The organism is Kribbella sp. NPDC051587 (assembly GCF_044453945.1).
In the GTDB taxonomy this organism is placed as follows: Bacteria; Actinomycetota; Actinomycetes; order Propionibacteriales; family Kribbellaceae; genus Kribbella.
The window spans coordinates 1015054-1041196 of sequence record NZ_JBITDE010000001.1; the positions used below are offsets into that span (position 1 = coordinate 1015054).

28 protein-coding genes are annotated in these 26143 nt (G+C 67.9%); 13 read left to right on the forward strand and 15 right to left on the reverse strand.

What is annotated here, in order from left to right; all coding sequences use genetic code 11:
- Positions 1-576 carry a dienelactone hydrolase family protein gene (locus ACIA49_RS04890; protein ID WP_396375767.1) on the reverse strand — a complete coding sequence of 192 codons (576 nt, stop codon included), beginning with the start codon at positions 574-576 and terminating at the stop codon, positions 1-3.
- A 57-nt stretch (positions 577-633) separates the two neighbouring features.
- On the opposite strand from ACIA49_RS04890, the gene ACIA49_RS04895 reads away from it, so the two are divergent.
- Genes ACIA49_RS04895 through ACIA49_RS04905 form a run of 3 tightly spaced genes read left to right on the forward strand, consistent with a single transcriptional unit; the run spans position 634 to position 2672 of the window.
- A complete protein-coding gene (locus tag ACIA49_RS04895) occupies positions 634-1203 on the forward strand; it encodes an ArsR/SmtB family transcription factor (protein ID WP_396375768.1) in 570 nt (189 codons plus the stop codon).
- Positions 1204-1212: 9 nt separating this feature from the next.
- A complete protein-coding gene (locus ACIA49_RS04900) occupies positions 1213-2133 on the forward strand; it encodes an aldo/keto reductase family oxidoreductase (protein WP_396375769.1) in 921 nt (306 codons plus the stop codon).
- 56 nt (positions 2134-2189) lie between these two features.
- Positions 2190-2672, forward strand: coding sequence for a hypothetical protein (locus ACIA49_RS04905; RefSeq protein ID WP_396375770.1), 483 nt, complete (start codon positions 2190-2192; stop codon positions 2670-2672).
- On the opposite strand, the gene ACIA49_RS04910 is transcribed toward ACIA49_RS04905, so the two are convergent.
- The 3 genes from ACIA49_RS04910 to ACIA49_RS04920 all read right to left on the reverse strand — a co-directional run bounded on the left by ACIA49_RS04910 (position 2629) and on the right by ACIA49_RS04920 (position 4036).
- On the reverse strand, positions 2629-3237 hold the full coding sequence (locus ACIA49_RS04910; RefSeq protein WP_396375771.1) for a hypothetical protein: 609 nt from the start codon (positions 3235-3237) through the stop codon (positions 2629-2631). The genes ACIA49_RS04905 and ACIA49_RS04910 overlap by 44 nt on opposite strands.
- A 72-nt stretch (positions 3238-3309) precedes the next feature.
- Positions 3310-3726, reverse strand: coding sequence for an SRPBCC domain-containing protein (locus tag ACIA49_RS04915; protein ID WP_396375772.1), 417 nt, complete (start codon positions 3724-3726; stop codon positions 3310-3312).
- On the reverse strand, positions 3719-4036 hold the full coding sequence (locus ACIA49_RS04920; protein ID WP_396375773.1) for an ArsR/SmtB family transcription factor: 318 nt from the start codon (positions 4034-4036) through the stop codon (positions 3719-3721). Before ACIA49_RS04920 ends, ACIA49_RS04915 begins: the two co-directional genes overlap by 8 nt.
- A 161-nt stretch (positions 4037-4197) precedes the next feature.
- Here ACIA49_RS04920 and ACIA49_RS04925 point away from each other — a divergent pair, with 161 nt between their 5' ends.
- Entirely contained in the window at positions 4198-4575 is a 378-nt protein-coding gene (locus ACIA49_RS04925) for an MmpS family transport accessory protein (RefSeq protein WP_396375774.1), read from the forward strand.
- A 58-nt stretch (positions 4576-4633) separates the two neighbouring features.
- Here the strand turns inward: ACIA49_RS04925 and ACIA49_RS04930 are convergent, their stop codons facing one another.
- On the reverse strand, positions 4634-5095 hold the full coding sequence (locus ACIA49_RS04930) for a MarR family winged helix-turn-helix transcriptional regulator (protein WP_396375775.1): 462 nt from the start codon (positions 5093-5095) through the stop codon (positions 4634-4636).
- 56 nt (positions 5096-5151) lie between these two features.
- Here ACIA49_RS04930 and ACIA49_RS04935 point away from each other — a divergent pair, with 56 nt between their 5' ends.
- Genes ACIA49_RS04935 through ACIA49_RS04945 form a run of 3 tightly spaced genes read left to right on the forward strand, consistent with a single transcriptional unit; the run spans position 5152 to position 7411 of the window.
- Entirely contained in the window at positions 5152-6075 is a 924-nt protein-coding gene (locus ACIA49_RS04935; protein WP_396375776.1) for a glutamate-cysteine ligase family protein, read from the forward strand.
- Positions 6072-7022, forward strand: coding sequence for a hypothetical protein (locus ACIA49_RS04940; RefSeq protein ID WP_396375777.1), 951 nt, complete (start codon positions 6072-6074; stop codon positions 7020-7022). The genes ACIA49_RS04935 and ACIA49_RS04940 overlap by 4 nt, the downstream gene beginning before the upstream one ends.
- Entirely contained in the window at positions 7019-7411 is a 393-nt protein-coding gene (locus tag ACIA49_RS04945) for an MAPEG family protein (protein ID WP_396375778.1), read from the forward strand. Before ACIA49_RS04940 ends, ACIA49_RS04945 begins: the two co-directional genes overlap by 4 nt.
- Here ACIA49_RS04945 and ACIA49_RS04950 read toward each other — a convergent pair.
- Genes ACIA49_RS04950 through pcaH form a run of 6 tightly spaced genes read right to left on the reverse strand, consistent with a single transcriptional unit; the run spans position 7395 to position 12138 of the window.
- Positions 7395-8579 (reverse strand): 4-hydroxybenzoate 3-monooxygenase, encoded by a 1185-nt coding sequence (locus ACIA49_RS04950; RefSeq protein ID WP_396375779.1) that lies wholly within the window; start codon positions 8577-8579, stop codon positions 7395-7397. The two genes, ACIA49_RS04945 and ACIA49_RS04950, sit on opposite strands and share 17 nt — an antisense overlap.
- Complete coding sequence (gene pcaC / locus ACIA49_RS04955) at positions 8572-8940, reverse strand: 4-carboxymuconolactone decarboxylase (RefSeq protein ID WP_396375780.1); 369 nt, start codon at positions 8938-8940, stop codon at positions 8572-8574. The genes ACIA49_RS04950 and pcaC overlap by 8 nt, the downstream gene beginning before the upstream one ends.
- Positions 8937-9701, reverse strand: coding sequence for an alpha/beta fold hydrolase (locus tag ACIA49_RS04960; protein WP_396375781.1), 765 nt, complete (start codon positions 9699-9701; stop codon positions 8937-8939). The genes pcaC and ACIA49_RS04960 overlap by 4 nt, the downstream gene beginning before the upstream one ends.
- The gene (locus tag ACIA49_RS04965) at positions 9694-10860 is read right to left on the reverse strand and encodes a lyase family protein (RefSeq protein ID WP_396375782.1); all 1167 of its coding nucleotides are present in this window, start codon (positions 10858-10860) and stop codon (positions 9694-9696) included. Before ACIA49_RS04965 ends, ACIA49_RS04960 begins: the two co-directional genes overlap by 8 nt.
- The gene (gene pcaG / locus ACIA49_RS04970) at positions 10857-11393 is read right to left on the reverse strand and encodes a protocatechuate 3,4-dioxygenase subunit alpha (RefSeq protein WP_396375783.1); all 537 of its coding nucleotides are present in this window, start codon (positions 11391-11393) and stop codon (positions 10857-10859) included. Before pcaG ends, ACIA49_RS04965 begins: the two co-directional genes overlap by 4 nt.
- Positions 11386-12138 carry a protocatechuate 3,4-dioxygenase subunit beta gene (gene pcaH, locus ACIA49_RS04975; protein ID WP_396375784.1) on the reverse strand — a complete coding sequence of 251 codons (753 nt, stop codon included), beginning with the start codon at positions 12136-12138 and terminating at the stop codon, positions 11386-11388. Before pcaH ends, pcaG begins: the two co-directional genes overlap by 8 nt.
- 69 nt (positions 12139-12207) lie before the next feature.
- Here pcaH and ACIA49_RS04980 point away from each other — a divergent pair, with 69 nt between their 5' ends.
- Positions 12208-12966 (forward strand): IclR family transcriptional regulator, encoded by a 759-nt coding sequence (locus ACIA49_RS04980; RefSeq protein ID WP_396375785.1) that lies wholly within the window; start codon positions 12208-12210, stop codon positions 12964-12966.
- 118 nt (positions 12967-13084) lie between these two features.
- Here ACIA49_RS04980 and ACIA49_RS04985 read toward each other — a convergent pair whose 3' ends face one another.
- On the reverse strand, positions 13085-14548 hold the full coding sequence (locus ACIA49_RS04985; RefSeq protein ID WP_396375786.1) for an aldehyde dehydrogenase family protein: 1464 nt from the start codon (positions 14546-14548) through the stop codon (positions 13085-13087).
- A gap of 68 nt (positions 14549-14616) precedes the next feature.
- Positions 14617-15525, reverse strand: a complete 909-nt coding sequence (locus tag ACIA49_RS04990) for a LysR family transcriptional regulator (protein WP_396375787.1) — start codon at positions 15523-15525, stop codon at positions 14617-14619.
- 78 nt (positions 15526-15603) lie between these two features.
- Here ACIA49_RS04990 and ACIA49_RS04995 point away from each other — a divergent pair, with 78 nt between their 5' ends.
- From ACIA49_RS04995 to ACIA49_RS05015, 5 genes are read left to right on the forward strand one after another with little or no spacing between them, the layout of a single operon-like run.
- Positions 15604-16533, forward strand: a complete 930-nt coding sequence (locus ACIA49_RS04995; RefSeq protein ID WP_396375788.1) for a DMT family transporter — start codon at positions 15604-15606, stop codon at positions 16531-16533.
- A complete protein-coding gene (locus tag ACIA49_RS05000) occupies positions 16530-17624 on the forward strand; it encodes a hypothetical protein (RefSeq protein ID WP_396375789.1) in 1095 nt (364 codons plus the stop codon). Before ACIA49_RS04995 ends, ACIA49_RS05000 begins: the two co-directional genes overlap by 4 nt.
- A 40-nt stretch (positions 17625-17664) precedes the next feature.
- Entirely contained in the window at positions 17665-18144 is a 480-nt protein-coding gene (locus tag ACIA49_RS05005) for a pyridoxamine 5'-phosphate oxidase (RefSeq protein ID WP_396375790.1), read from the forward strand.
- Complete coding sequence (locus tag ACIA49_RS05010) at positions 18141-18788, forward strand: DsbA family protein (protein WP_396375791.1); 648 nt, start codon at positions 18141-18143, stop codon at positions 18786-18788. Before ACIA49_RS05005 ends, ACIA49_RS05010 begins: the two co-directional genes overlap by 4 nt.
- A complete protein-coding gene (locus ACIA49_RS05015; RefSeq protein ID WP_396375792.1) occupies positions 18785-19489 on the forward strand; it encodes an MBL fold metallo-hydrolase in 705 nt (234 codons plus the stop codon). The genes ACIA49_RS05010 and ACIA49_RS05015 overlap by 4 nt, the downstream gene beginning before the upstream one ends.
- A gap of 1 nt (position 19490) precedes the next feature.
- Here ACIA49_RS05015 and ACIA49_RS05020 read toward each other — a convergent pair whose 3' ends face one another.
- Positions 19491-19787, reverse strand: a complete 297-nt coding sequence (locus tag ACIA49_RS05020) for a hypothetical protein (protein ID WP_396375793.1) — start codon at positions 19785-19787, stop codon at positions 19491-19493.
- 13 nt (positions 19788-19800) lie between these two features.
- A complete protein-coding gene (locus tag ACIA49_RS05025) occupies positions 19801-26097 on the reverse strand; it encodes an RHS repeat domain-containing protein (RefSeq protein WP_396375794.1) in 6297 nt (2098 codons plus the stop codon).
- Between the last annotated feature and the right edge of the window lie 46 nt (positions 26098-26143).

The window sequence follows — 26143 nt, forward strand, 5'->3', positions numbered from 1 at the left end:
TCAGCCCAAGAACTCCAGGGTGCGGGTCATCAGCAGCTTCGCCGCCTCCTCGTTGTAGTCCGACAGCGAGGAGTCGGCGAAGAGGTGCGTCTTGCCGGGGTAGAGGAACAGCTCCGCGTCGTTCGGGTTCGCCTTGACCAAGGCCTGAGCCGACGCCAGGTCACCGTCTTCCTCGGTGAACCACGGGTCCTCGTCCATTGCGTGAATCTGCGCGCGCACCCCGGCCGGCCAGGCCTGGCTGAACTCCGAGACCGGGATGCAGGAGTGGAAGAAGAGGCCGCCGAGCGCGCCGGCGCGGGTCTGCGTGAGCTGCTGCGCGGGCATGACCCCCATCGAAAAGCCTGCGTACACGACGTTTTCGGGCAGGTCCTGGGCGTAGGCGACGCCGGCCTCGAGCAGGTTACCGAAGCCGACACTCTTGCCGTACGCCATGCCGTCGTCAAGGTTGTCGAACGTGTTCCCGGCGTAGAGGTCGGGCAGGTGGACGGTGTGCCCGGCCTGGCGGAGTTCCTCGGCGAAGGCCTTCAACCCGTCGGTGAGCCCCTGCGCGTGGTGGTACAGGACAACCTCGGTCATGATCCGCTCCAATGATCCAAATATCTCGAACAATCGACGATGCTAGTATGTTCGATCGTGACGGGCAACAGTCAAGTGCCGGATTACGAGCTCGCGGAGACGATCGAGCTGACCACCGCGGAGCAGGTGCGGGCGATCGCCGACCCCCTCCGGACGACGATCCTCGGTCTCCTGCATGAGCGGGCCGCGACCGTCACCGAGCTGGCCACCGCGGTCAAACGGCCGAAGAGCACGGTCGCCCACCACGTGAAGGTGCTCACCGACGCCGGCATCCTGCGCATCGTCCGGACCCGCAAGGTGCGCGCGATCGAGGAGCGGTTCTACGGCCGCGCCGCGCGGGCGTTCTACGTCGGACTCGGCCGCCAGGGCCTACCCGAGGACTTCAACGACTTCGAGGTCGCCGCCGAGGAGTCCAGATCCGCGTACGACGAGGGCCGGCTCCGCTCGTTCATCCGGCACGCCCGGATCCCCGAGGAACGCGCCGCCGAGTTCTGGGCCGGCGTCCACGACCTGATCCTCGAGTTCGACAGACTCCCGCGCGCCGGCGACACGACGTACGGGTTCACCGTCGGTCTCTACCCGATCGTCGACTACCCGACGCTGCCGCCGAAGCCGGACGAGGACTAGGGTCGCAACGTGACAACGATTGACATGAACGGGACCACTGCGTCGCAGGTCGTGCTCGGGCTGATGCGGATCAAGGACAAGACCGACGAGGAGATCCGCACACTCGTCGGGACCGCGCGCGACGCCGGCGTGACGATGTTCGACCACGCCGACATCTACGGCGGGCCGCACGGCTGCGAGCAGCGGTACGGCGAGGCGCATCCGGTGCCGGAGTCCGAGCGGGACCAGATCCTGCTGCAGTCGAAGGTCGGGATCCGGTCGGGCTTCTTCGACTCGTCCCGCGAGCACATCCTGTCGAGTGTCGAGCAGTCGCTGACCGCGTTGCGGACCGAGTACCTCGACGTACTGCTGATCCACCGTCCGGACACGTTGGTCGAGCCGGACGAGGTCGCGGCCGCGTTCGACGAGCTGCACGGCGCGGGCAAGGTGCGCGCGTTCGGCGTCTCGAACCACACGCCCGGTCAGATCGAGCTGCTGCGCAAGTCGGTCCAGCAGCCGCTGGTCGCGAACCAGCTCCAGTTCAGCATCACGAACGCCGCGCTGGTCGCCCAGGGCCTGGCCGCCAACATCATGGGTCTCGAGCAGTCGGCCGATCGCGATCTCGGCATCCTCGACTACAGCCGGCTGCACGACATGACCATCCAGACCTGGGGTTCCGTGCAGTCACCCAACAACGGTGGCGTGTTCATCGGCGACCGGGAGAACTACCCGGCGCTCAACGACGCCCTCGACGAACTCGCGAGCGCCCGCAACACGTCTCCGGACGCGATCGCGATCGCCTGGCTGGCCCGGCACCCCGCCAACCTGCAGATCGTCATCGGCACCACGACGCCGAGCCGGGTCCAGGACGCCGCCGCCGGCGCCGCGATCCGACTCACCCGCGAAGAGTGGTACCGCCTCTACACCTCCGCCGGCAACACCCTGCCCTGACGACCGGTTGCTGTCATGTCTCGCCAGCTTCCCGGTACGGGTGAGACCCTCGGCGAATGGATGTACGACGTACCGCCAAGCGGCTGCTGATCGGCGGAGCCCTGGCAGCGGTCATCGGACTGGTCGGCGCGATGGTGACCGACTCGGCGACCAAGCTGAGCTATCAGATCATGGTCGCCGACCCGGCCGCCTCCGGACGGCTGCCGGCGTGCAAGCCGACCGTGCTCTTCGTCGACCGCACGAGCGGTAAGGAACTCCCCTGCTCCGGTACGCCGGAAGGCGGCTACACCGACGCCGAACGCCAGGAGATCCTGCGGGTCGCGGCCGGCATGGCGGCCGACGACGGCACCATCGACGCGGTGGACGAGTTCAAGCTCAGCGAACTCGGCACCCAGATCGGCCTGCGCCACCACGACGCCACGAACACCGCAGGCACCTGGGCCTTCGGGATCATCGGCATCCTGGGCGTCGCGGCGTTCGTGACCGGGATCGTCGTCAGGCTGGTCGCGAACGCGCGACGTAAAGTCCCAGGACGTTGAGCGCGACACCCCAGATCGCCACCATCACGAGGAACGGCAGCACGTCCGCACCACTGAACGTGCCCTTCCACCACAACTGAGCCGACCCGTACGGCGTCAGTCGCCGTACCCCAGGTCCGATCGCGGCCAGCACGAAGTACACACCGAGCGGCGGCACGATCGTCAGGATCGACGCGATCACCCCGCGCCCGGTCAACAACCCGAACCCGGTGCCGAGCGACTGCGCGACGAGCTGCGTCACGAACGAGCCGATGACGATCATCGGCGCATGCTGCCACAGGTCGTTCGAGGTCGACGGCACCAACAGCACAACAAGAATCGACGCGATCAACCCGAGCGCCGCCATCCCCACGGCGTACCCGAAGGCCAGCTTGTACAACGACTTCTCGCGCCGGGCCCCCGCGACCGCACCGATGAACGGCACCCCGATCGAGATCAGGCTCTGCGCAACCGTCGAGGTCGTCGCGAACGTCCGGTCGGCGCTCACCGTCGCGACCTGACTCCCCACCGCCCCGAGCACTCCGACAACCCCAGTGACACCGGCTATGACGCGATAAGTTCGCATCGAGCACCCCCAGCTCTAGTCGATGCCCGCATTGTCCCAGCCCGACGGGTCCGGCGGACGTTTCTGACAGCTTCAGGCCAGCTTCTGGGGTGTGAGCTCGGTCGCAACCTTGGCCAGCTTCGGCAGTACGGTGTCCCGCCATCCTGGACCCATGCGCTCAAACGCGTTGCGGTGCTGGGGATTGTCGAGATCGAAGCCGGAGTGCTCGAGGAACAACCGAGTCCCTCGGCCTTCCGGGCTGAGCCGCCAATCCAGCGTCCAGTCCCCATTGAAGGTGTAGATGAAGCGGGTCGGCGGATCGACGTGCGTGACCTCGCAGGCGATCTCGCCCCACTTCGGCATCTGCAGGTGAAACTGATGACCGACGACCGGCGCGACATCGCCCGGCGCCCACCACTGGCCCAGCAGCTCCGGCTCGGTCAGCACCCGCCACACCCGCTCCGGTGCCGCCGCCACGAATTGATCCACCACGATGGCCGTCTCACTCATCCGAACCCTCCAACTCTTCCGCAAGATCCGCCAGCGCCCGCAGTCGCGGCCGCCAGTACTGCTCGAACGGATGCAGCCACTCGGTGACCACAGCCAGCGGCGCGCCATCGAGCGAGTAGTGCCGCTCGCGCCCCTCGGCCCGGTCCCGCACCAACTCCGCATCGCGCAGGATCTTGAGGTGTTCGGCCACCGCAGGCCGGCTCAACTCGAACTGCGCCGCCAGATCCCCGGCAGTCCGTGGTCCATTCACCAACAGCTCGAGCAACCGACGCCGTACCGGGTGGGCAAGCGCCGCGAACGCATCCGTCATGCCTGGACAATACGTCGGAGATTCCCGACATGTCAACTATTCCCGACACGTTGGTTTAGACCACTGGACAACGGATCGATAACTCCGCAGATCCGTGGGATCCGTTGCCTGCAAGGGCCCGTCCGAGGTTTCGACAAGGTCCCCTGACCCGAAGGAACATCATGAAGCTCAACACCAAGCACCTGATCGTGGCGGCCGCCGGAATCGTTGCCGTCGGCATCACCGGCTGCAGTGCGGCCGCGACGGGCAACACCGAACACACGGTCGTCTACAAGATCAGCGGTACGTCGAAGAAGGCCGATCTGACCTACACGACGGACGGTTCGACGACCACCGAGCAGTCGACCGGCACCGCCGTACCGTGGACGAAGACCCTGAAGATCAAGACGGACTTCCCGGTCTACCAGGTGTCGGCACAGAACAGCATCGACCAGAAGGGCACGCTGACCTGCGTGATCGAGGTCGACGGCAAGCAGGTCAAGACCGCTACCGCCAAGGGCGAAGCGGCGATCGCGGCCTGCGACTACAGCAAGAGCTGAAACCCGCACCACCCGAGGGGGGCTGTCGGCAGCGGACGCGTTGCCGACAGTCGAATTCTCACTCGTCAGCCCAGCGGTCCAGTACGTCGGCGACGCGGGCGAGCACATCGCGAGCGATGTCGTATTCCTCCGGACCGAACTCTTCGGCGAAGCGGTCTTCCAGTTCACGAAGGCGCTGGAACCCGTCGGCCACCACCTTCTGACCGAGCTCGCTGTAGGTGACCAGCTTGGCTCGGCCGTCCTCCGGATCCGGGCGCATCTCAAGGATGCCCAGGGCAACCATCTCGCGGACCAGCTCACCCATCGACTGCCGGGTCATCCCGGCCCGGGTCGCCATGTCCGCCGAGCGCGATCCCTCCCACTGCAGGGTGGCGAAGACCGCGTTGTGCGCCTGCTTCGCCTTCGGGAAGCCGCGCCGGCCCATCTCGCGCACCATGTCCACCTGGAGCGCCCGGTTCGCACGGTCGACCAGGGCGATGAACGGCTTGCGGTCGGGTCGGGGCAGGTCAGGGCTTGACACTCGTAAGGATTCCTTCCATTATTTCGACAGGAATCCTTACAGTATCAGGAGCGACCATGAAACCGAAGGAACTGCACCCGCTGGTGGCGGAGCTGTTTGCGCGGGGCCGGCGCCGGAGTGTCCGGGTCGCCGTCGAGCAGGAGTTCCTGGTCGCCGACGCCACCACGGGCGCCGCCGTACCGATCGAGCGGGTACGACGTGCCGCGGCCGGCGCGATCGCGGCGCCGTACCTGGGATTCGAACCGGGTGGGCAGCTCGAACTGAGCCTGCCGTGCACTCTCGACCCGGTCGGCCAGGTCCGCACGATGGTGGACGACATCGCCAGTCACCTCGCCGCGGCCCACCTCACCATCTACGCGCTGCCGGTCGACCCGCGGCCCGAGCACGAGGTGCCGCTGCAGCTCACCAGCCCGCGGTACGTCGCGATGCACCGTCACTTCGACTCGATCGGCCCTGCCGGTCGCCGGATGATGCGCCGTACCGCCTCCACACAGGTCTGCCTCGACTGGTGGCCGGGGCGAGCCGGGCTCGAGCAGTGGCGAGTCCTCAATCTCGCCGGGCCGTATCTCGCCGCTCGGTTCGCGCGGAGTTCAGGCCCGCACGGCCGGCTCAGTACCTGGCTGGATGCCGATCCGGCGCGAACCGGCTTCGACGATCGGCTGCTCGTGGGCGACGACCCGATCGCCGCCTACACCGCCTTCGCCGCAGGCGCTGCGGTCTTCACGGCCGGCGGCCCGGGCGAGCATCTCACCACGATGTTCCCGCCGGTGCGGCCGCGATCGACGTACCTGGAGGTCCGCTTCCTCGACGCACAGGAACCCTTCGCCATCGGCCGCGTCATCAATGCGCTCACCAGTCTGATGTACGACGCCACGCACCGCCGCAGCGTGTTGCGGGCGCTCGAACCGAGTCGGGGTGAGCTCGCCTCCCAGTGGCGGGCCGCCGCAGCCGGTGAACTCGACCTGGAGCTGGTCGCATGAACGGCATCCTGTTCATCACCGACCCACTCGTCGGGCTGCAGGCCGACGTCGACGCGACCATCGGCCTCATGGCCGCCTCCCAGGACCTCGGCCACGAGGTGTGGTGCTGCCAGCCGGAAGAGCTCGCCGTCATCGACGGCCGCCTGCAGGTTCGCGCGCATCGCATCCGACTCCGTCCGCGCCGGCCCGGGCACGATCACCGGTGGATCGTCGACCCCACCTGGTACGACGAACTGGAGGTCGGCCTGGTCGACGTCGCCGACTTCCTGGTCGCGCAGCTGCGGATCGATCCGCCGGTCGACGAGCGGTACCTGCACACGACGTACCTGCTGGATCTGGCGGGTACCCGGGTGATCAACCGGCCGGACGGGATCCGCGCGGTCCACGAGAAGCTCATCGCCCTACGGTTCCCCTCGCTGTGCCCGTCCACCTACGTCGGCACGTCCGTCGTCGCGCTGCGCGCCTTCGTCGCTCGCGTCGGTACCGCGATCGTCAAGCCGGTCGACGGATTCGCCGGCCTTGATGTCTGGCTGGCGCACGACGACCACTCCGCGCTGTCGTTGCTGGAGTCGGCCACTCGTGGCGGGCGCCGGCAGGTGATCGCCCAGGAGTATCTGCCTGCTGTTGCGCATGGCAACAAACGGCTCTTCCTGCTCAACGGGGAGATCGTCGGTGCGGTCCTGCGCCGGCCGGATGCCAGTGACTTCCGGATCGGCCCGCCGGTCGCCATCGCGCCGATCGACGCCGCCGACGAGGCGATCGCCGCCGCGCTGCGGCCGATCCTCGTCCAGCACGGCCTCACCATCGCCGGCGCCGACGTGATCGGCGGCCGCCTGATCGAGGTCAACGTCACCTGCCCCGGCGGCATGCACAAAACCGACGCCCTCCTCGGCACCACCCTCAGCCAGTCCATCGTCCAGCACCTCACCACGGGAGTCTTCGCATGACCACCATCACCACCATCTGCATGGGCCTGCTCGGTGTCCTACTCTTCCTGCTCGGCGCCAACGTCACCCGTCACCGAGCCCTGCGCGGCGCCGGCAACCAGGCCCCATCAGACCCTGCAGATCCGCTACTGATCGCCGTACGGGCTCATGGCAACGCTGCCGAGTACATCCCGACCATGCTCGTCCTGCTGCTGGTCTGCTCGATGCTGTCCGACAGCTGGCTCGTAGACGCGCTGGCCATCGCCGCCCTGGTCGTCCGCACCACCCACGCCATCGGCATGCTGACCGCCAAGACCCTCGCCGCGCACGGACCCCTCCGCGACATAGGTGCCCTAGGCACCTACGTAGTAGGCCTGGCCATCAGCATCACCGCTATCGCGACCCTCTAGGCCAGCCGGTGTAGGTCTCGGCCAGGTAGGTGGAACCGGCGGTGGAGGTGGTGACGGCGTCGAGTTCGCCTAGCTGGCGGCGGAGGTCGAAGGCGTTGGCGCCGGGGATGGTGTGGAGCATGCTGGTCATCCAGTAGGAGAAGTGCTGGGCTTTCCAGACACGGGCCAGGGCACGGGGACCGTATTCGTCCAGGGCATCGTCGCCAGTGAGCGTCCGTTCGAGAAGCTCGGCGAGGACCCGGACGTCGGCCAGGGCGAGGTTGAGGCCTTTGGCTCCGGTGGGTGGGACGGTGTGGGCGGCGTCGCCGGCGAGCAGGAGGCGTCCGTACCGCATGGGTTCGGCGACGAAACTGCGGAAGCGGAGGACGGTCTTGCTGGTGATCGGCCCCTCGTGCAGGGTCAGACCGTCGGGGCCGGCCACGCGGGCTTGCAGCTCGGACCAGATCCGGTCGTCCGACCAGGAGTCGGCGTCTTCGTCGGGATCGCACTGGAAGTACATCCGCTGCAAGGTGTCCGTGCGTTGACTGATCAGCGTGAACCCGCGCGGCGAGTGCGTGTAGATCAGCTCCGGCGCACTCTTCGGCGCCTCGGCCAGAATCCCGAACCAGGCAAAGGGATACTCGCGCACGTAATGCTGCCGCAGGTCCTCCGGAACCTCCAGCCGGCACATCGAATGCGATCCGTCCGCCCCGACGAGATACTCACACCGCACCTCGTGCTCGACCCCATCGGCCGAGAACAGAATTCCGGGCCGGTCCGAGGTGACGTCGACAACGCGGGTGTCGGCAACCCCGAACCGCACATCACCACCGTCCCGAGCGCGAGCATTCGCGAGGTCGATGAACACATCGGTCTGCGGATACAACCACGACGCCGCCCCGACCAGTCCCTTGAAGTCGATCCGGTGACTCGCGCCGCCGTACCGGAGCACGATGCCGTCGTGCGCGATTCCCTCGCGGTGCACCCGATCGGAGACCCCGGTCTCGACCAGCAGCCGGACGCTGTCGTCCTCGAGAATCCCGGCGCGAACCGTGTTCTCGATCTCTTCGCGGGTACGACGATCGACCACGACCGAATCGATCCCCGCCAGCGCGAGCAGGTGCGAGAGCATCAGCCCAGCCGGCCCACCGCCCACGATCCCGACCTGGGTACGCGTCACCTCAGTCATTCAGTACCTCCTGCGCGATCGCGAAGGCGTGGTTGGCGGCGGGCACCCCGCAGTACACGGCCGACTGCAGCAGCACCTCGGTGATCTCCTCGACACTCAACCCGTTCCGGCGCGCGGCCCGCAGGTGCATCGGCAGCTCGGTCCAGTGCCCGTGCGCGATCAACGCGGTGATGGTGATCGCGCTCCGCATCCGGCGGTCCAGCCCGGGCCGGGTCCAGATGGAACCCCAGGCATACTTCGTGATCAGCTCTTGGAAGTCGGCGGTCAGTGCGGTCTTGGCCGACTCGGCCCGGTCGACGTGCTCATCGCCCAGCACCTCGCGACGCACCTGCATCCCGGCGTCGTACGTCGGATCGCTCATCGCCCACCTCGCTGGAAGTACTCGGTCAGGACGGAGGCCACCGCGGTCGGCTCCTCGGCCGGCGGCAGGTGCGCACTCCCTTCGAACACGTACGACGTTGCCGCGGGCAACCGATCCGCCGATTCCCGAGCCAGCTCCGGCGGTACGACGCGATCGTGGCGACCCGCGGTCACCAGGACCGGTACCGTCGCGGCACCCAGCCGATCCCGTACGTCGAACCGGGCGAGCGCCTCACAGGTCGCGGCGTATGACCGGGCATCCGCATCGGTGAGACTGTCGAGCAACCGCCCGGCGGTCCGCGGATCGCGATCGGTGAACCCCGGGCCGAACCAGCGCTCGACCGAGCCTGCGATCAACGCCGATGTCGATGCCGTCCGGACCAGGTCGGCGCGCTCATACCAAGGACCGGGCTCGCCGATCTTCCCCGCGGCCGCCAGGGTCGCGATCGCGGTGAACGGCCCAGGGTCGACGGCGAGTGCGAATCCGACGGCACCGGCTACCGACACACCGGCGTACCGGGCGTTGCCGGTAGTGAGCTCAGCCCCGACTTTGCGGACGCTGTCGGCGAGGTCTGCCAGATCGAACCCGGTCGCCGGCGCGCTGCGGCCGTGCCCGGGCAGGTCCCAGCCGACGACTCGGAAGGACTTGGTCAGCCCTGAGACACACGCGCTCCACAGGGCCTCGACCGAGGTACCCAGCGACGGGCCGACGATCAGCAGATCGCCGGAGCCGCCGAAGTCGGTGCAGGTCAGCTCAACCACGGTCCCACCTCGCCAGCACCTGATCGACGAAGGAGGTCGCCGACCCGAGGTAGTCCGCAGGTTCGCCCCCTCCGCCACGCTCGGCGAGGAGCTCGGGAGCTGCCTGCTGGGCACGTGCAGTCATCGCCGCCGCGTCGATCTCCAGTCCCCCGAGCAGATCCGCCGTCTGGGACAGCGCGGTGACGGTGAGCGTCAGAACCCTAGTAAAAGAAGGCCATTCCGCATGCCAGGCCCCATCCGGCCGCTCGTCGGTCGCTAACGCGCTGCAGGTGTGCAGGTGGCCGACGAGCGGCGGCACCTGCAACGCGGCGCTGCGGACCAACACACTGAGCACCGGATTGGCCTTCTGCGGCATGGTCGACGACGTCCCCTTCCCGGCGGACCGCCCTTCCCGGACCTCTCCGATCTCCGGACGCCCCAGAAACAACACGTTGCTCGCAATGACGCCGGCTGCCGCACAAGCTTCCGCCAGTACGTCGGCCACCCGCGTGATCGGTGTACGACGGGTCTGCCACGGCAGGGCGGGGAGCAGCCCGAGTTCCGTCGCGAAGGACTCGATAACCGCATCCGGTGAGCCGGTCAGCTCACCCAGGAGCGACCTCGTCCCGGCAGCTCCCCCGACCTGCACGGGAAGCTGCGCGCCTCGGATCGCGTCCCGCGCATCCAGTACGCCGACCAGCCACTGGGCCGCTTTCAGCCCGAAAGTCACCGGTACGGCGTACTGCGTGAGCGTCCGCCCGGCCATCACTGTCTCCCGATGGGTTCGGGCGAGCTCGGCCAGCGAAGCCGCTGTCAGGGTGAGGTAGGTGTCGGCGCGGCCGAGTGCGTCCTTGGCCAGCAGCATCAGCGCGGTATCGAGGACGTCTTGGCTGGTCAGCCCGCGGTGGACGTGTTGGGCGGTACCTTCGTCGACTGCCGATCGGAGGATCCGGACCAGCTCGACGACCGGGCTCCCCGCGTTCTCGATGGTCTCCGGGGCTGGGCGAGGGAGGTCAGTCGCGATCGCTGCGGTGAGGGTACGCAGGTGGAGGTCGGTGGCTTTGCCCTGCGCAACCAAGGCGGCGAGCCAGGCGCGCTCGACCTCGAGCATCGCGCGCCAGAGCCCGTCGTCACCGAGCCCGACGGCGCGATGACGACCTGGTTCCAGCAGGTCGCTCACTGGTGCCTCGGGTAGGTCAGGAAGACCGACTGGTTGTCACCCTGGAGGTGCAGGTCGAGGCGCAGTGAACCGTCCGGCTCGCGGATCGCGGTCATGCGAGCCTGCTCGTCAGGGTCGAGGCTGGCCAGGAGCCGGTCTCCACGGGACGGGTCGGGAAGGTAGATCCGGGTGAACAACCGGTCGAGCAGCCCTCGGGCGAACACGGTCACCGCGAAGAACGGCGTACCGCCGTCGACCGGGCCGGGCTCGACCGTGGAGAACCAGTACTCGCCGGCCAGGTCGGTGCTGCAGCGACCCCAGCCGGTGAAAACGCCGTTACGTATCAACGATCCGGAAACGGCCGGGACGACACCGGCGGCGTCTGCCTGGCGGATCTCGATCAGCGCGTCCGGAACGGGTTGCCCGGCACCGTCGTACACGATGCCGTGCAAGCGGATACCGGTACCGAGCGGCATCAGCTCGCGATCGCCGTCGTACGGGAGGGCGTTGTGGAAGAACGGACCGACGGTCTGGCCGGGGGTACGGTCAGGCATGGTTCTCGTCCTCCAGCGGGGTGGCGTGCGATCCCGTCAGGACGATGTCCCACCGGTAGCCCAGCAGCCATTCGTGCTGGGACAGGCCGTGTTCGTACGTCGCGACCAGGCGTTCGCGCGCGGCCGGGTCGGTGATCGACTGGTAGATCGGGTCGAGCCCGAAGAGCGGATCGCCCGGGAAGTACATCTGGGTGACGAAACGCTGGGTGAAGTCGGTGCCGAACAGCGAGAAGTGGATGTGAGCCGGGCGCCAGGCGTTGCGGTGGTTCCGCCACGGGTAGGGCCCGGGCTTGATCGTGGTGAACGAATAGTTGCCGTCAGCATCAGTCAGGCAGCGGCCGACGCCGGTGAAGTTCGGGTCGATCGGGGCCGGGTGCTGGTCGCGCTGGTGGATGTACCGGCCGGACGCGTTCGCCTGCCAGATCTCGACCAGTTGATGCCGGACCGGACGGCCGTCGCCGTCCAACACCCGGCCGGTGAGCAGCATCCGCTCGCCGATCGGCTCGCCGCCGGCCTGGATGGTCAGATCGGCCTCGAGCGGGTCGATGTCGTGCTCGCCGAAGACGGGCGCGAGCAACTCGGCACCCTCGGGGTCCGCCTGCCGCAGGTCCTTGGTCGGGAACCGCAGCAACGAGCTCCGGTACGGCGCGAAGCCGAGCACCGGATCGGCACGACCGGACGGGGCGGCGGCGATCTCGGCGGAGATCTGCGCCTGGGTCGGCAGGGACGCGGCAGGCTCGTTCACCCGTTCATCGTCGCCACCGCGCGCTCCATCTGCCACGATGGGCTTCCGCTGAGTGGAAGGATCACCGAGATGGCGGGCCGAGTCTCCACCCCGGGCGCGACCGTGGTCTCCCGCGCGCTCAGTCTCCTGTTCGCCTTCGACGACCAGCACCGCCGCCTCACCCTCACCGAGCTGGCCGCCCGCGCCAACCTGCCCCTCCCCACCACCCACCGCCTGATCGGCGAACTCGTCACCGGCGGTGCCCTCACCCGGCAGTCCGACGGCCAGTACGTCGTCACCCGCAAACTGTGGGGCGTCGGCCTGCTCGCTCCCCTGCCGAGCGGCCTGCGCGAGACGGCCGGCCCGTTCCTGAACGACATCCACGCGGCGACCCGGGCGACCGTTCACCTGGCGATCCGCGAGGGCATCCGGACGCTCTACCTGGAACGGATGACCGGCCGCGCCTCGGTCCCCGTGGTCAGCACGGTCGGTTCGTATCTGCCGCTGCACTCAACTGGCGTCGGCAAGGTCCTGCTCGCGTACGCGCCAGACGACGTACAGGAGGAGGCGATGAAGCAGCTCACCCGCTTCACTCCGCACACGATCACCCATCCGGGACGCCTCGCCCGACAGTTGGTCGAGATCCGCGAACGCGGCTACGCCACCACCACCGAGGAGATGACCCTCGGCGCCTGCTCAGTCGCCGTCCCCATCCGCCCCGTCGGCCCCGACGGCCCGGTCGTCGCCGCCGTCGGCCTCGTCGTACCCAACCTCCGCTCCCACCGAGCCGCCCTCCTCGCCGCCCTCCAAGTAGCCGCCCAAGGCATCGGCCGCAGCATCACCACCTGACCCACAACGTCCGAAGCCCCGCAGCACGTGGTCGGCGTGTTTTCGGACGCTGTGATCAGCCACCGCGCAACGTCCGAAGATCCGCAGTACGTGGTCGGCGTGTTTTCGGACGTTGTGATCAGAGGGGGTAGGTGGGGGGTGTGCCGCGGAGGGTGATCCAGCGGGTTTCGGTGAAGGCTTCGATGTTGGCGGTGGCGCCGCCGAAGCGGGAGCCGGTGCCGGAGGCGCGGACTCCGCCGAAGGGGGCGTTGGCCTCGTCGCTCACGGTCTGATCGTTGATGTGCACGATGCCGGTGGGGATCTGCTCGGCGATGGCGAGGCCGCGCATCACGTCCTTGGTGACGATGCCGAGTGACAACCCGTACTCGCTGGCGCCGGCCAGGCTGATGGCGTCCTCGACCGACTTCACCTTGGTGACCGGGGCGACCGGGCCGAAGACCTCTTCGGTGAAGGCAGCGGCGTCGACCGGTACGTCGGCCAGCACGGTCGGCCGGTAGAACAGATCGGCATAGGTGCCACCAGCAACGAGTTTGGCGCCATCGGTCGTTGAGGTTCCGACCAGACCGTGGATCTTGTCGCGCTGACCAGCATCGATCACCGGGCCAAGGGCAACTTCCTCGGTGGCCGGGTTCCCCACTGTCAGCGCCGCGGCCTTCGCAGCAAGGGCTTCCACGAAATCGTCGTACACGCCGGCGGAGACGAGGTGGCGGCCGGTCGTCATGCAGATCTGGCCCTGATGGAAGAACGAACCCCAGGTGGCCAGGTTGACGGCTGCTTCGACGTCGGCGTCGTCGAGGACGAGCAGCGCGGAGTTGCCGCCGAGCTCGAGGTGGGCGCGCTTGAGGTGCTCGCCGGCCAGCGCACCGATCCGGCGGCCGACGGCTGTGGAGCCGGTGAACGAGATGACGCGGACGTTCGGATCGGTCACCAGTGCCTGTCCGACCTCCGCACCACCGGGCAGCATCTGCAGTACGCCGGGAGGTAGTCCCGCCTCCTCGAAGATGCGCGCCATCAGCGCTCCGCCGGTGACCGCCGTCCGGGGATCCGGCTTGAGGATCACCGCGTTGCCGAGGGCAAGGGCCGGGGCGACCGAGCGGATGCCGAGGATGATCGGCACGTTGAACGGCGAGATCACCGTGACGACTCCGGCCGGCATCCGCCGTGCCATCGAGAGGCGTGGCTCCTCCGACGACAGCACCTCACCGAGCGGATGCCCGGGCAGCGCTGCCGCCTGGTAGCACTCCTCGGCGGCGATATGCAGGGAGAAGCCGACGATCCCGCCGGTTGCACCCACCTCGCGGGTGTTCCAGCCCGCAATCTCCTCGGCGTGCTCCTGCCAAAGGTCGCCGGCGCGGCGCATCACCGCGGCACGCGCCGGGTGCGGAAGCGCGGCCCACGCCCGCTGCGCCTCGGCCGCAGCCCGACCGGCCTCGGCGACATCCTCAACACCGGCCAGCCCCATCCGGCCGAGCTCCGCGCCGGTGGCAGGCTCGATGACGGCGTACTGGCCGCCCTTGCCGGGCTGCCAACTCCCCGCCTTGAAGACGTTGCCCGACCAGTCGGCGGAATCCAGAAGCGTCATGTCGCTGCCCTCTCTTAGGTGGCGTCACCGTAGGAGCCGCGGCAGAGCCCTTCAATCCCAACTTCCACTCAGTGAGAGTCCCTCTGGGCGGCTTCTCGGAGCGCCTCGGCCACAGCGTCGACCGGTGGGGTGCGGGCGCGACGCGTGAGCAGGTAGACGGCTCTGCCAACGTCCGCTTCAGCGGGTCGCCGTACGACGACGCCCGGGGTGCCGTGGCGGAGGACCAGATCGGGGAGCAGCGCCGCCGCACCGGTGGTGCGCACCAGCTCAAGCAGGATGAGGAAGTCGTCGGAGGCGTAGCGCAGATCCGGCTCGAACCCGCCGTACTCGCGGCACACGCGGACCTGCATCTCGCGGTGACCAGTACCGGGCTGACAGGCGGCCCAGGCGATGTCAGCGAGCCGGGAGATCTTCACTCGGTCCGCACCGGCCTCAGGGTGGTCCTCCGGGAGCACTACTCGGATGTGCTCGCGCAGTAAGGGCTCACGCTGCAGGTCCGCGTGGACCGAGCGCGGCTGACCGTCGTACTCGTCACCGACCACCAGGTCGAGCTGCTGCAGCCGAAGGGCCGGTACGGCCTGCTCAACCTCGCCCTCGGTCGCCTCCACCCGGATGTTCGGGTGCGTGACAGCCAGTGCCTGTACGGCGGGTGCCACGATCCGCAGGAACGCCGACTGAAACGACGCGATCCGTACGACGCCAGCTACCCGACCCGCCGCGACAGCTGCGAGCTCGGCCTCGGCCGCCTCGACGCCCTCCAGCAGAGTCGCCGCATGGCGGACCAGCACGTGACCGGCCGGGGTCAGCCGGACGTTACGGCCAATCCGCTCGAGCAACGGCGTACCGGCTTCGCGCTCGAGCACCGACAGCTGCTGGGAGACGGCACTGGGCGTGTAGCCGAGTGCGCGGGCGGCGCCGTGGACAGTTCCACGGTCGTGGACCTCGCGGAGGAGACGGAGTCTGTGCAGGTCGAGCATCTGTTCAGGATAGCTACACGATCCTGTCCAGGAAGCCGTGATAGACGTGAACAGTTGAGAGCCCGGATCATCGTTCCCGTGGGCGCCCTCTTCTGTCTCCTTTCCGCTGCCGCCTTCGGCGCGATGGCCGTGTTCGGCAAACTCTCGTACGACGAAGGCGTGTCGGTCGACGCCCTTCTCCTGGTCCGGTTCGGGCTGGCCGGCCTGGTCCTGCTGACGATCGCGCTGGCCCGGGGAGCTTTCCGCGGTATCCCCCGGCGCGCGGTGCTGACCAGCCTCGGCATGGGCGTCTTCGGGTACGCCGCTCAGGCCGGGCTGTACTTCTCCGCGCTGACCCGGATCGACGCGTCACTGGTCGCGCTACTGCTGTACCTCTACCCGATCCTGGTGATGGTCGGCGCGATCATGCTCGGTCGCGAACGCGCGTCCCGGCGGCGGATGTGGGCGCTCGGGATGGCGCTGGCCGGGATCGGCCTGGTCCTGAGCGGCGCGTCTTCCGGTCGCTTCAACCTGACCGGTGCGCTGCTCGCGATCAGCGCGGCCGTGGTCTACACCTGTTACATCCTCGTCGGCGATCGGACGACGGCCGCCGTACCGCCGCTCGCTCTCGCGTCCTTGGTCTGCGTGGGCGCCTTCGGCACCTTCCTGATCGCCGCGGTCGTCCGCGGGAGTAGCGGCCCGCTCGTACAGCTCAGCGCTATCCAACCAACCGGTTGGTTGTGGCTCGCGACGCTGTCGCTGGTCAGTACGGTCGCCGCGATCTTGCTGTTCTTCGCCGGGATGGCTCGGGTTGGGCCGTCGGTCGCGTCGATCCTGTCGATCCTCGAGCCGGTCGTCACGGTGGTCGCCGCTGCGCTCGTCTTCCATGAGCACTTGAGCGCCGTGCAGGGAATCGGCGGCGCGGTGGTGCTGGCCGCCGTACTGATCGTCCAATGGCCGACGCGGACTGCACCTGTGGACGAAACCCAGGTGCAGCCGATCGCGAAGTCGGAGATGCTGCTTACGTGACCCACCCGACCGACCTGGACTTCTTCGCCGGCCTCGCGATCACCGGCACGGTCCTGGGGGTCGACGCGACCAGCGATCTGGCCACGGTCCAAGAGGTGCTGGGCGACGACCATTTCTACGAGCAGCCCCGGATGAACAAGTCGGACTGGGAGTACGCGACCTCCGACTACGGACTGGTCGAGATCGGGTGGAGTCGCGAGCACGGCAGCGCCGAGTGGATCTGCGGCTACGCCGGTACCCAGAACCACCGGTTGTCCAGAGGCAGCCGGCGGACAAGACGTCGTACGGCGGGGTTGCGGTTGCGGCAGCGGTACGGCCAGTTCCGGCCGCTGCTGAACATCGAGGAGCTCCGAGCCGTGGTGGAAGACCACGGATTCACCATGGACAGTACGCCGCAATGGGTGGGGGCGGATTTCTCGCTGTACTGGGTTCCGGGGGTCTCGACCACCATGAACGTAGCGGTCTCCGATCCGGACTGGGGACCGCCGGGGACGGTGGCGAAGATGCTCGGCGGCGGGGCGTCCGAGCAACACCTCAACCACAAGGCGCGGGTGGCATTCGACGGCGAGAAGAAGCAGTTCAATGCCTATGGCAAGGAATTGCGGAAGCTGACCGACGCGCAGCGCGCTGAGTGGCTCGACGAACATCAGCCGGCCGCAGGCCGGGACCGCGAGCTGTGGTGGTCGTTCCTGCGGAGCCCTCACTCCTACCGCGAGAACGAACAGCCGCCCTGGACCGAACTCATGTACGCGCTCGACCGCGAGGCCGCCGTACGAGGTATCGACACACCCGACCGCGCCGCACTCACACAACTCCGCTGGGCCGGAAACCCCGACCTCGCCGAGCGCCCCACGCCGGACGAAGCGATCACCCAGTGGCTGGCGACAACTCCCACCCTCGACGAGGGACGGCGCCTAGCCGCCGCAACCACCCTCACCCCCGACGAGATCCGCCTCTCCCGCCGCCTCCGCGACCAGTCCCACGAACTGCGCCCACACCTACCGTCAATCACCAACCCCACAATCGCCGACCACCTGCGCACCTGGATCACCCTCGGCCCCCAACTCCTCCGCCACCCCTACTTCGGCTAGCTCTTGAGGAAACGGACTGTGGTCCGTTATGGTTTTGGGTATGGACATTGAGGCGGGGTTGGAGCGGGTTCGGGCGTTGGGGAGTAAGGACTTCTGGCTGGCGGTGCTTGTTACTCGGCGGCGGTCCGGGGAGCCGGCGGCGTCGGTGGTCAATGCTGGGGTGTTGGACCATCCGCTGACGGGAGAGCCGGTGGTTGCGCTGGTGGCGCGAGGGGGGAGCGCGAAGCTCAAGCATCTGCGCCGGAAACCGCAGGCTACGTTGGTGTTTCGGGCCGGGTGGGACTGGATCGGCGTCACTGGAACGGTCGAGTTGGCTGGGCCGGATGATGAGCTGGCGGGTCTGGATGCGGAGGCGGTGCGGCAACTGCTGCGCGACATTTACCACGCGGCCGGCGGGGAGCACCCGAATCTGGAGGAGTACGACCGGGCGATGGCAGAGGATCGCCGTACGGCGGTGTTGATCCGCCCCGAGAGTTTCAGCAGCAACCCGAGCGGGGCTGACCACGTGGAGAGCGAGTGAGCACCATCCAGGTGTGGTCAGATCTGTTGTGTCCGTTCGCGCATGTGGCGATCCACCGGCTTCGGGTGGCGCGGGAGCAGCTTGGTGTGGACGTCACGCTGGACCATCACACGTTCGCGCTTGAGCTCTTCAACGGACCGCATCCAAGGCCTGGTACGGACAGCGAGGCGGTCGGGCTTGGACAGTTGGAGCCGGAGCTCGGGTTCCGGTTGTGGACGCAGCCGGACTGGACTTATCCGTCCACGGTGCTGCTCGCGGCCGAGGCTGTGCATGCGGCCAAGGAGCAGGGACTGCGGGCGTCCGAGGAGCTGGATCATGCGCTGCGCAAGGCGTTCTGGCTCGAGTCGCGGTCGATCGCTCATCGGCAGGTGATCCTCGACGTCGCCACCGAGATCGGGATCGACACGACCGCGCTGGCCGCAGCGCTCGATGACGGTCGCGCCCGGGCGACGATGATGGCTGATCACGCGGTCGCCACCACTGACGCCGTACAGGGGAGTCCGCAGTTCGTCTTGCCTGACGGTACGTCGGTCCACAACCCCGGCATCACCGTCAGGTGGGAGGGACCGTTCGCCGAGGGGTATCCGATCGCGCAGAACGCCGATCCGGGATGGGCCGAGCGGTTGCTCAAGCAGGCCGCATGATCCGCCTCGAACGGTTGGTCGTCGGCTACCTGGACACCAACTGCTGGATCATCGCACCGGACCTTCCCGGTCGGCAACCCGCGTTGATGATCGACCCCGGTGACGACCCGGACTACCTGGCTGCGGCTGCCGCGTCGTACGACGTCATCGGGCTGCTGATCACGCACGCCCACGCGGATCACGTACTGGCGTTGCCGGCGCTGGCCGAATCTCTCAACGCCCCGATCATCGGCCACCCGGCCGAACGCAAGGTCTGGGCCGCCGAACTCGACCACCTGCAGGTCCACGGCTATCTCGACGCCGGCACCGCCACCGCGGAGTTGGTTGCCAAGGGCAACGCACCGCGCCCGAATCCCGCCGTACCGCTCTGGGACGGCCGGCTCGACCAGGAGATCGACACCCCGACGACCCTCGCGCTGGGACCACTAGCAGTCAAGGTGATCCCGACCCCAGGGCACTCCCCCGGCAGCCTGTCGGTGCACGTCGCCGGCCACCTCTTCACCGGCGACACCCTCTTCCCGGGCGGCCCGGGCCTGACCAGCCCGGACTATCACCTGACGGACTTCGACGCGATCATGACGTCGGTCCGCCACCTCCTCACCTACCCACCCACCACCGTCATCCACCCCGGCCACGGCGCCGACACCACAGTCGGAACCGAACTCCCGTCCGTCGAAAGCTGGCAGACCCGCGGCTGGTAGGTCAGCCGAGCATCCAGTCGAGGAAGCCGGCCGCGGCGAGCCGGCTGACGGTCGCCTCGGCGGTTGCGCGGCTGAGGTCCTGGACGGCGATGACATTGGCCTCGTAGAAGATGCCACCGCCGTTCGTCTCCGCTTCGATGTCCTGGGTGAGGCGGTACGGGTCGTAGACGATGACGGGGAACCTGCGCTCCCCGTGCACCAGGTGACCACCCATGAGCAGGCCGCGGCTCTCGATCAGCTCCCAGTCGGCATCGTCGAAACCGTCCGGTCCTTCGAGCCGCCAGCCTGCCTGGGTCATCGTTTCTCCTCGATCAGTGGAACATTGCCTTGAGCATTCCGAGATAGTCCGACTCGGTGACCTTGAGCCCTTCCCGGACCACGATCTCGAAGTGCGTACTCGTCTCCGGGTTGCCAGTCTGCCGAATCGCCAGCCGCGGGTCGATCTTGGCCGGGTCGACGCGCAGTGGCTCGAATCCCTTGGGCAGCGCCCCGGGGTTGGCGTTCACCGACATCCCGCCGTTCGGCTTGACGAAGCCGTCGACGTCGACCTTGTAGTCGGTGTTCTTGCGCAGCTCCCACGGCTTGGCGCCATCCGGCTTGGTCCCGCGATAGACGGGCTCGTCCGGTCTCGCCTCGCGACCGACCCGGGACTTCGGCGGCTCCTGCTGGCCCTTGGGCTTGCGCGGCTGCTGCTGGCGTGGTTGTTGCTGCCGCGGCGGCTGCTTGCCCGGGTTGCCTTCCTGCGCCTTGCCCTTGCCCTGATTGCCCCGGTTCTGATTGCCGCGGCCCTCATTGCTCTTGCCGTTGTTGCGTTGGGCCTTGCTGTTGTTCCGCGGTTTCTTCTTGTCCGCGAAGTGTTTGATGATCGTGTGGTAGATCACCACCGTCTTCGCGACGATGCTCATCACCACCACAGTGATCATTCGCCAGAGCGTGACGATCACGGTCGTGACCACCTTGACCAGCTTGACCACCGCGTGCCAGGCCCATTTCAGGACGTCCCAGACGTTCTGGACCTTCTCTTCCCAGCTGACCGTCGTCACCGACTGCTGGTAGGCCTGCAGCATCGCGACGAGCAGCAGGACGACGATCAGCACGACCACGATCACCGGTACGGCGACCACGACCACGAAGTTGCCGTCGGAGTCGTTGTAGCTGACCGGGTTCTGGTTCGCGTAGGCGTACCCGTTCATCTGCCGCTGGTCGGACAGGTCGACGATCGAATCGACCGAGATGAACCGCCCGATGCTCTTGTCGTACTGCCGTGCGCCCAGCTGGACGAGTCCGGTGTCCGGATCACTGGTCCCACCGTGGAAGTCCCGCTGCCCCGGCCAGCTCGTCGGCGCCGTACCGCGGGTCTCGCCGTAGGGCAGCACCCGGCGCTTCTGCACGGCCTGGGTGACCGCGTCGATCGCCGTGAGCGGCGTTCCTTGCAGGTCACCGAGCAGCCAGCTCAGCTTGTTGCCCTCGGTCCGGACGGCGACCACCCGGTCCCCGAACCCGTAGTACCGGGTTCCGGTCACGCTCTGACCGGCCTTGTCGAGATGGAGTTCGGTCTCGCCGATGTACAGCGTGGTTCCGGAGGCATCCCGGCGAATCAACCGGCCCCCGTCCGCGTCGTACACGGCGCTCGTCGAGGCGGTGCCCTTCGTCGTACCGGCCAACTGGTTCTCGGCGTCCCACTGCAGGACCTCGTCCACACCGTTGGTCGTCCGCCGCGTGGTGTTGCCGACCTCGTCGTACCCGAAGGTCTTCGTCTTCGTGCCGGCGGGACCGGTGCTGGTGACGCTGGTCAAGGCATGCGGCTTGGCGCTGCCGTACTCGTACGTGCTCGTCGTGGTCCCGGCCGGCGTGGTCGTCTTCTCCGACTTGCGGTTGCCCGACTTGTCGAACGTCCACTCCTGCGCGTACGGCGCCGGTCCGCCGAGGTCCTGTGCTCCCGCGCAGTCGCCGGCGCTGTTGTCGGCAGCCGGCTTCGGGGTCCAGGCCTTGGTCAGCCGGCTCAGGTAGTCGTAGTCGAAGCACTGGGTGTCGGTAGCCTCACCCGACTCCGCCGGGGCGACGTCGGTGATCTTCTTGATATTGCCGCCCGGGTCGTACTCGTACTGGGTGTCGGAGACCCGCTTGGGCGACAACTCCTTGTCCACCACGACTCTGCTCACCCGGCGGGTGATCTGGTCGTACTCGAACTTCTGCTGCACGAACGGACCCGACGCCGTCCCCAGCGTCAGCACGTCGGCATCCTCGAACGGCGTGTAGGACAGCTGCCGCACGTAGGTGTCCTGGCCGGCCAGCGACGTCGGGAGCCCTTGGTTGTTGTACCCGAGGGTCAGCGTCTCCGCCCCGAGCCCACCGGCGGCCGGGAGTGACCGCGTGGCCACGTTGCCGTCGTCGGTGTAGGTCTGGCCGAGCGTGTAGCTACCGGCCAGCTTCCCCTCGGAGGCAGGCAGGGTGACCGTGGTGCCGGTCGCCCGGCCGGCAGCGTCGTACCCGGTGACCGCGGTCGTGTAGGCCTCGGTCTTACCGTCCTTGGTGACATACCGGGTCGAGGAGGTCGCACGCCCAGCGGCGATCGAGTCGTACTTCCACTCGCTCTGCACCGGCCCGTCCGGGCCGTTCAGCCGCATGGCGGTCTTCCGGCCGTTGTCGTCGTAGCTGGTGTACAGCTTCACGCCACGGGAGTCCGTGGTCGACACCAGTTGGTCGGCCGCGTCGTACTCGTACTTGCTGATGCCCTTGTCCGGGTCGTTCTCCTCGATCTTGCGGCCCTGGACGTCGTACTTGTAGCTCCAGACGTTGCCGGCCGGGTCGGTGACGCTCTTCAGGCCGCCAGCCGGGTAGTAGGTGTACTTGGTGCTGTCGTAGTCACCGGTCGGGCTGTCGCCCTTGTACTGGCGCAGCTCGGTGAGGTTGCCGTCGGCATCCATGATCCGGGTGGTCGGCGTCTGGCCGGTGGGCGGATCGATGGTCTGCTTGTTGGTGCTGATGCTGTGCTCGATCGACCATTTCTGCACGCCCATCGAGCGGAACGTCTGGCTCTTCGGCAGCTCGGCCTCGTCCCAGACGGTCACCTCCTGCTTGGGCAGCGTGGCCTCGTCGACGACCTTCAGCTCGCCCTCGGCCAGCGTCGCGGTGTAGTACGGACCGTTGACCTTGGTCTCGAGACCCCGGGAGTCGTACCGGTTGTCGGTCACCAGCCAGCCACCCCGCGGCGACTGCTCGTGCGTCTGCCGGATCCGCCCGAGCCCGTCGTACAGGTCGTAGCTGATGTCGTAGACGCCGTTCTTCACCCGGCGCTTGGTGGTGACCATCGAGGGGCCGTCGTCACGCAGCTTGTACTCGAGCTCCAGGTCGGCCGGACCGGTGGTCTGGTGCCCGGAGTCCCAGGTCTTGGTGACCCGGCCGACCGCGTCGAGCTGCCGTGCGCCGCGCCGGCCGTCGGCCAGCTGCACCGCGGTCTCGGTACCGAACGCCGGCTCGAGCTCGGTCACCATCTGCTGACCGTTCGGCGCGGTGTCGGTGATCTTGGTGATCGGCCCGTACGCCGGGCTGTACGTGCGGCGGGTCGGACGGTTCAGCGCGTCCACGGACTCGATCTGCCGGCCCTGGGTGTCGTACTTGGCCGTGTAGATCGGCTCGTACGTCGGCTGCCCGGCGGTGTCGAACCCGGACAACCGCTCGGCCCGGGTGATCCGGCCCCTGGTCGGAACCGCGGTCACCGAGGTCGCGTCGTCGTAGAACAGCCGCTGGTCGGTCAGCACGTCGGCGTTCGTAAACGTCTGGTCGCAGCGCTTGCCGACCTGCTGCAGCCGGGCCGGCAGCTCGCGCAGGTTCTTCGCCGGGTTCTCGACGTAGGTGTAGCGCGTGCAACTGTCGTCGGTCGGGTCGGCGAGGTCACCGGCCTCGTCCTTGCTGGTCAGCCGGCCACCCGCGTCGTAGCTGTTCTCGGTGTCGACCTTCAGGGTTCCGGTGTCGGTCGGCTGGTACTGCGTGAGTTGCTTCTGACCGGAGTAGCGCGAGGTCAGCGTGCCCCACGGCCGTGTCATGGTCGCGGTCGGCGCCGACAGGTAGTAGTCGGCGATGCTCTTGTTCAGGACCGCCGCGCCTCGATAGGCGATCTGTTCGCGGGCCTGACCGGCGTACTCGTTGACGTCGTCCACCGCGGTACCGGTCGAGTCGGTGACCTTGACGTCCTTGACACCGCCGGCCGCTGTCCGGTCACCGTCGAGGCCGCGGAAGTACAGCGTCTCGTTGACCGACTGGGTTTCGTCCGAACGGCCCTTGATCACCTTGATGCGACCGAAACCGCGCCACTGCGACCAGGTTGACTCCTTCAGATCGGTACCGGCGTCCTGCTCCTCGAAACGCCAGGCCGGCTTGTCGAGGTACTGGATCGTGGTGACGACCGGTACCGGCGCCTGCCACGGGTCGTTGGCCGCAACAGTCCGGTCGGTCTCCTGCACGGAGGTCACGACGTACTTGTGGAACCAGTCCGTGCGGTCAGGTGAGGTGTCCAGCAGCGACCATTTCTGCGGACGGCACCGCCGGTCGTTGTTGTCCGGTGCGGGCAGACCCGTTGGCTGACAGTCGATCCCGCTGTAGTTCACCGCGACGTCGCCACCGGTCCCACCGTGTACGGCGTTGATCCGGAACCACTCGAGTGGTGGGACGGTGTCGCTACCGGTGTCGACGCGGTTGCCCAGTGGGATGCCGTCGAAGCTGGTCGTGGGCATCTGGATCGGCGTACCGACCAGACCGGTCGGAGTGATCTCCTTCAGCCACAGTGACGGGCTGCTGTTGTCACCGCGCAGATACTCCTGCCGCAGCGACCACGACTGCACGTCCTCCAGCTTGCTGGTCGCAGCACGCCAGACCTGCGTGGTCACTTTGTCCAGCCGCAGCTGGGTCCAGAACGTCGCTGTGTAGTGGTTGTCGCAGTTCGTGGTGCTCGCGCAGGTGAGGTCCCACGGAGTGTCCGGGTACGTCGTCTTCTGCGTCGGCCCGCACGGCAACGGCGTACAGCGCTCGGCCGTCGTGAACAGGACCTGGGCCACCGGCTTCTGGGTGAACACCTGACCGTCGGTCTGGCCGTACTCGATCCGCTTGATGTTGCCGGCGCGGACGTACGTGCTGACCGAGGCCTTGGTGAGGTTGCGGGCGTACCGGTCGATCTCGGTGTTGTAGAACAGGCTCATCGTGTTGCCGTTGGGGTCGACCACGTAGTCGAGGTTCCACTCGTAGGCCTGCTGGCACCACGAGTCCGCGAACGCGGTCTTGTTGCACTGCTCACCGCTGTTGTTGCCGTAGACGGGCACGGTGAAGGCCGACTTGGTCTCCTCCTTGCCGGTCGCCCAGCCCGGCAAGCGGTTCAGGCCGAAGTAGTACTTCGTCCCGTTCGACGACGTCATCCGCCAGTACTCACCCTTGTCGGCGGCCGCGACCCCCTCGTCGCCGTTGACCGCGCCGCTGAGCCGCTCGACGATCGCGCCGTCGTCCCCGCGCATCCGCCAGACCTCGCCACTGGCGTCCTTCTTGGCCAGCACCAGGTCACCGGACTTGCCGTTGACGGAGATGTTCATGCTGTCGCCGGCGAAGCAGAGGTCACCGGTCTTGCGGGTGCCGTTGTTGCCGTTCAGGTCTTTCCCGCAGCTCTTGTACGTCCGCTCGATCGAGCCGCCGCCGGTCGTCGTGAACCCCTGACCGATCTGCGAGCTCTGGTTGTTCGTCGCGGACGACAAACCGTCCAGCGCGCCGGACGAGTAGTTCAGGCCGACCGTCGGCTCCGGACCACCGGTCGCCGGCGGCGCGTCGAACGGCATCTGCCACTCGAAGTCACCGGACGAGCCGCCGACGCTCCAGGTCGCGCTGCCGTCGCCGGAGCCCGACTTCTTGTAGTCGCCGGCCCCGCTCGAATCACCGGCCGCGACCAGGAAGGTCTGCGCCTGCGCACCCACCGGTACGTCGGCGATCACGTCGCCGTTGCCGTTGTTCCGGGTCGGCAGTACGACGGTCTTGCCGTCCTGCTCGGTCGTGAAGCGCAACCGGGTCGCCCAGTCGCCGCCGTACGTGTCGCGGAACTCGCGGTAGTCGACGCCGACCGTCACCTGGCCGGACTTCGCCGTACCGTCGGTCCGGCCGACCTTCAGCTCGAGCGCGTCACCGCGCCGGCCGACCAGATCGACCTTGACCTTGGCGGGCGCTGTCGTCGCACCCTTGGCGAGGACCTCGCGGGCCGTCGCATCGGTCGGTGCGACCCAGACCGGCAGCTGACCGGCCTTCGCACGCTGGTTGACGCGACCGCCGTTGAGTGCGAGCTGCCAGGTGCCGTTCGCAGCCGGCGCCGGTACGGCGACCTCGGCGGAACCGGCGCTGGGCCAGCGGGTCGCGGGCGTGCCGTGGAACTCACGATCGGCGGTCTTGGCCGCGGGCCGGGGATCGGCCTTCGCGGTCCGGCCGTCGATGGACTTGTACTCGGTGGAGTGGAACGCCGGATCGGGCCGGGTCACGGCCGCGGCGGTAAGACCTTGCTGCTGAAGGGACAGGATCATCGAGACGGCGAGTCCGGCGGCAACGGCCGTCCGGGACAGCAATGACCTTCGCGAGGGCATGGGCGGGCCTCCTGGGTAGACGCCAACACCTTGCCGCCTGACCACA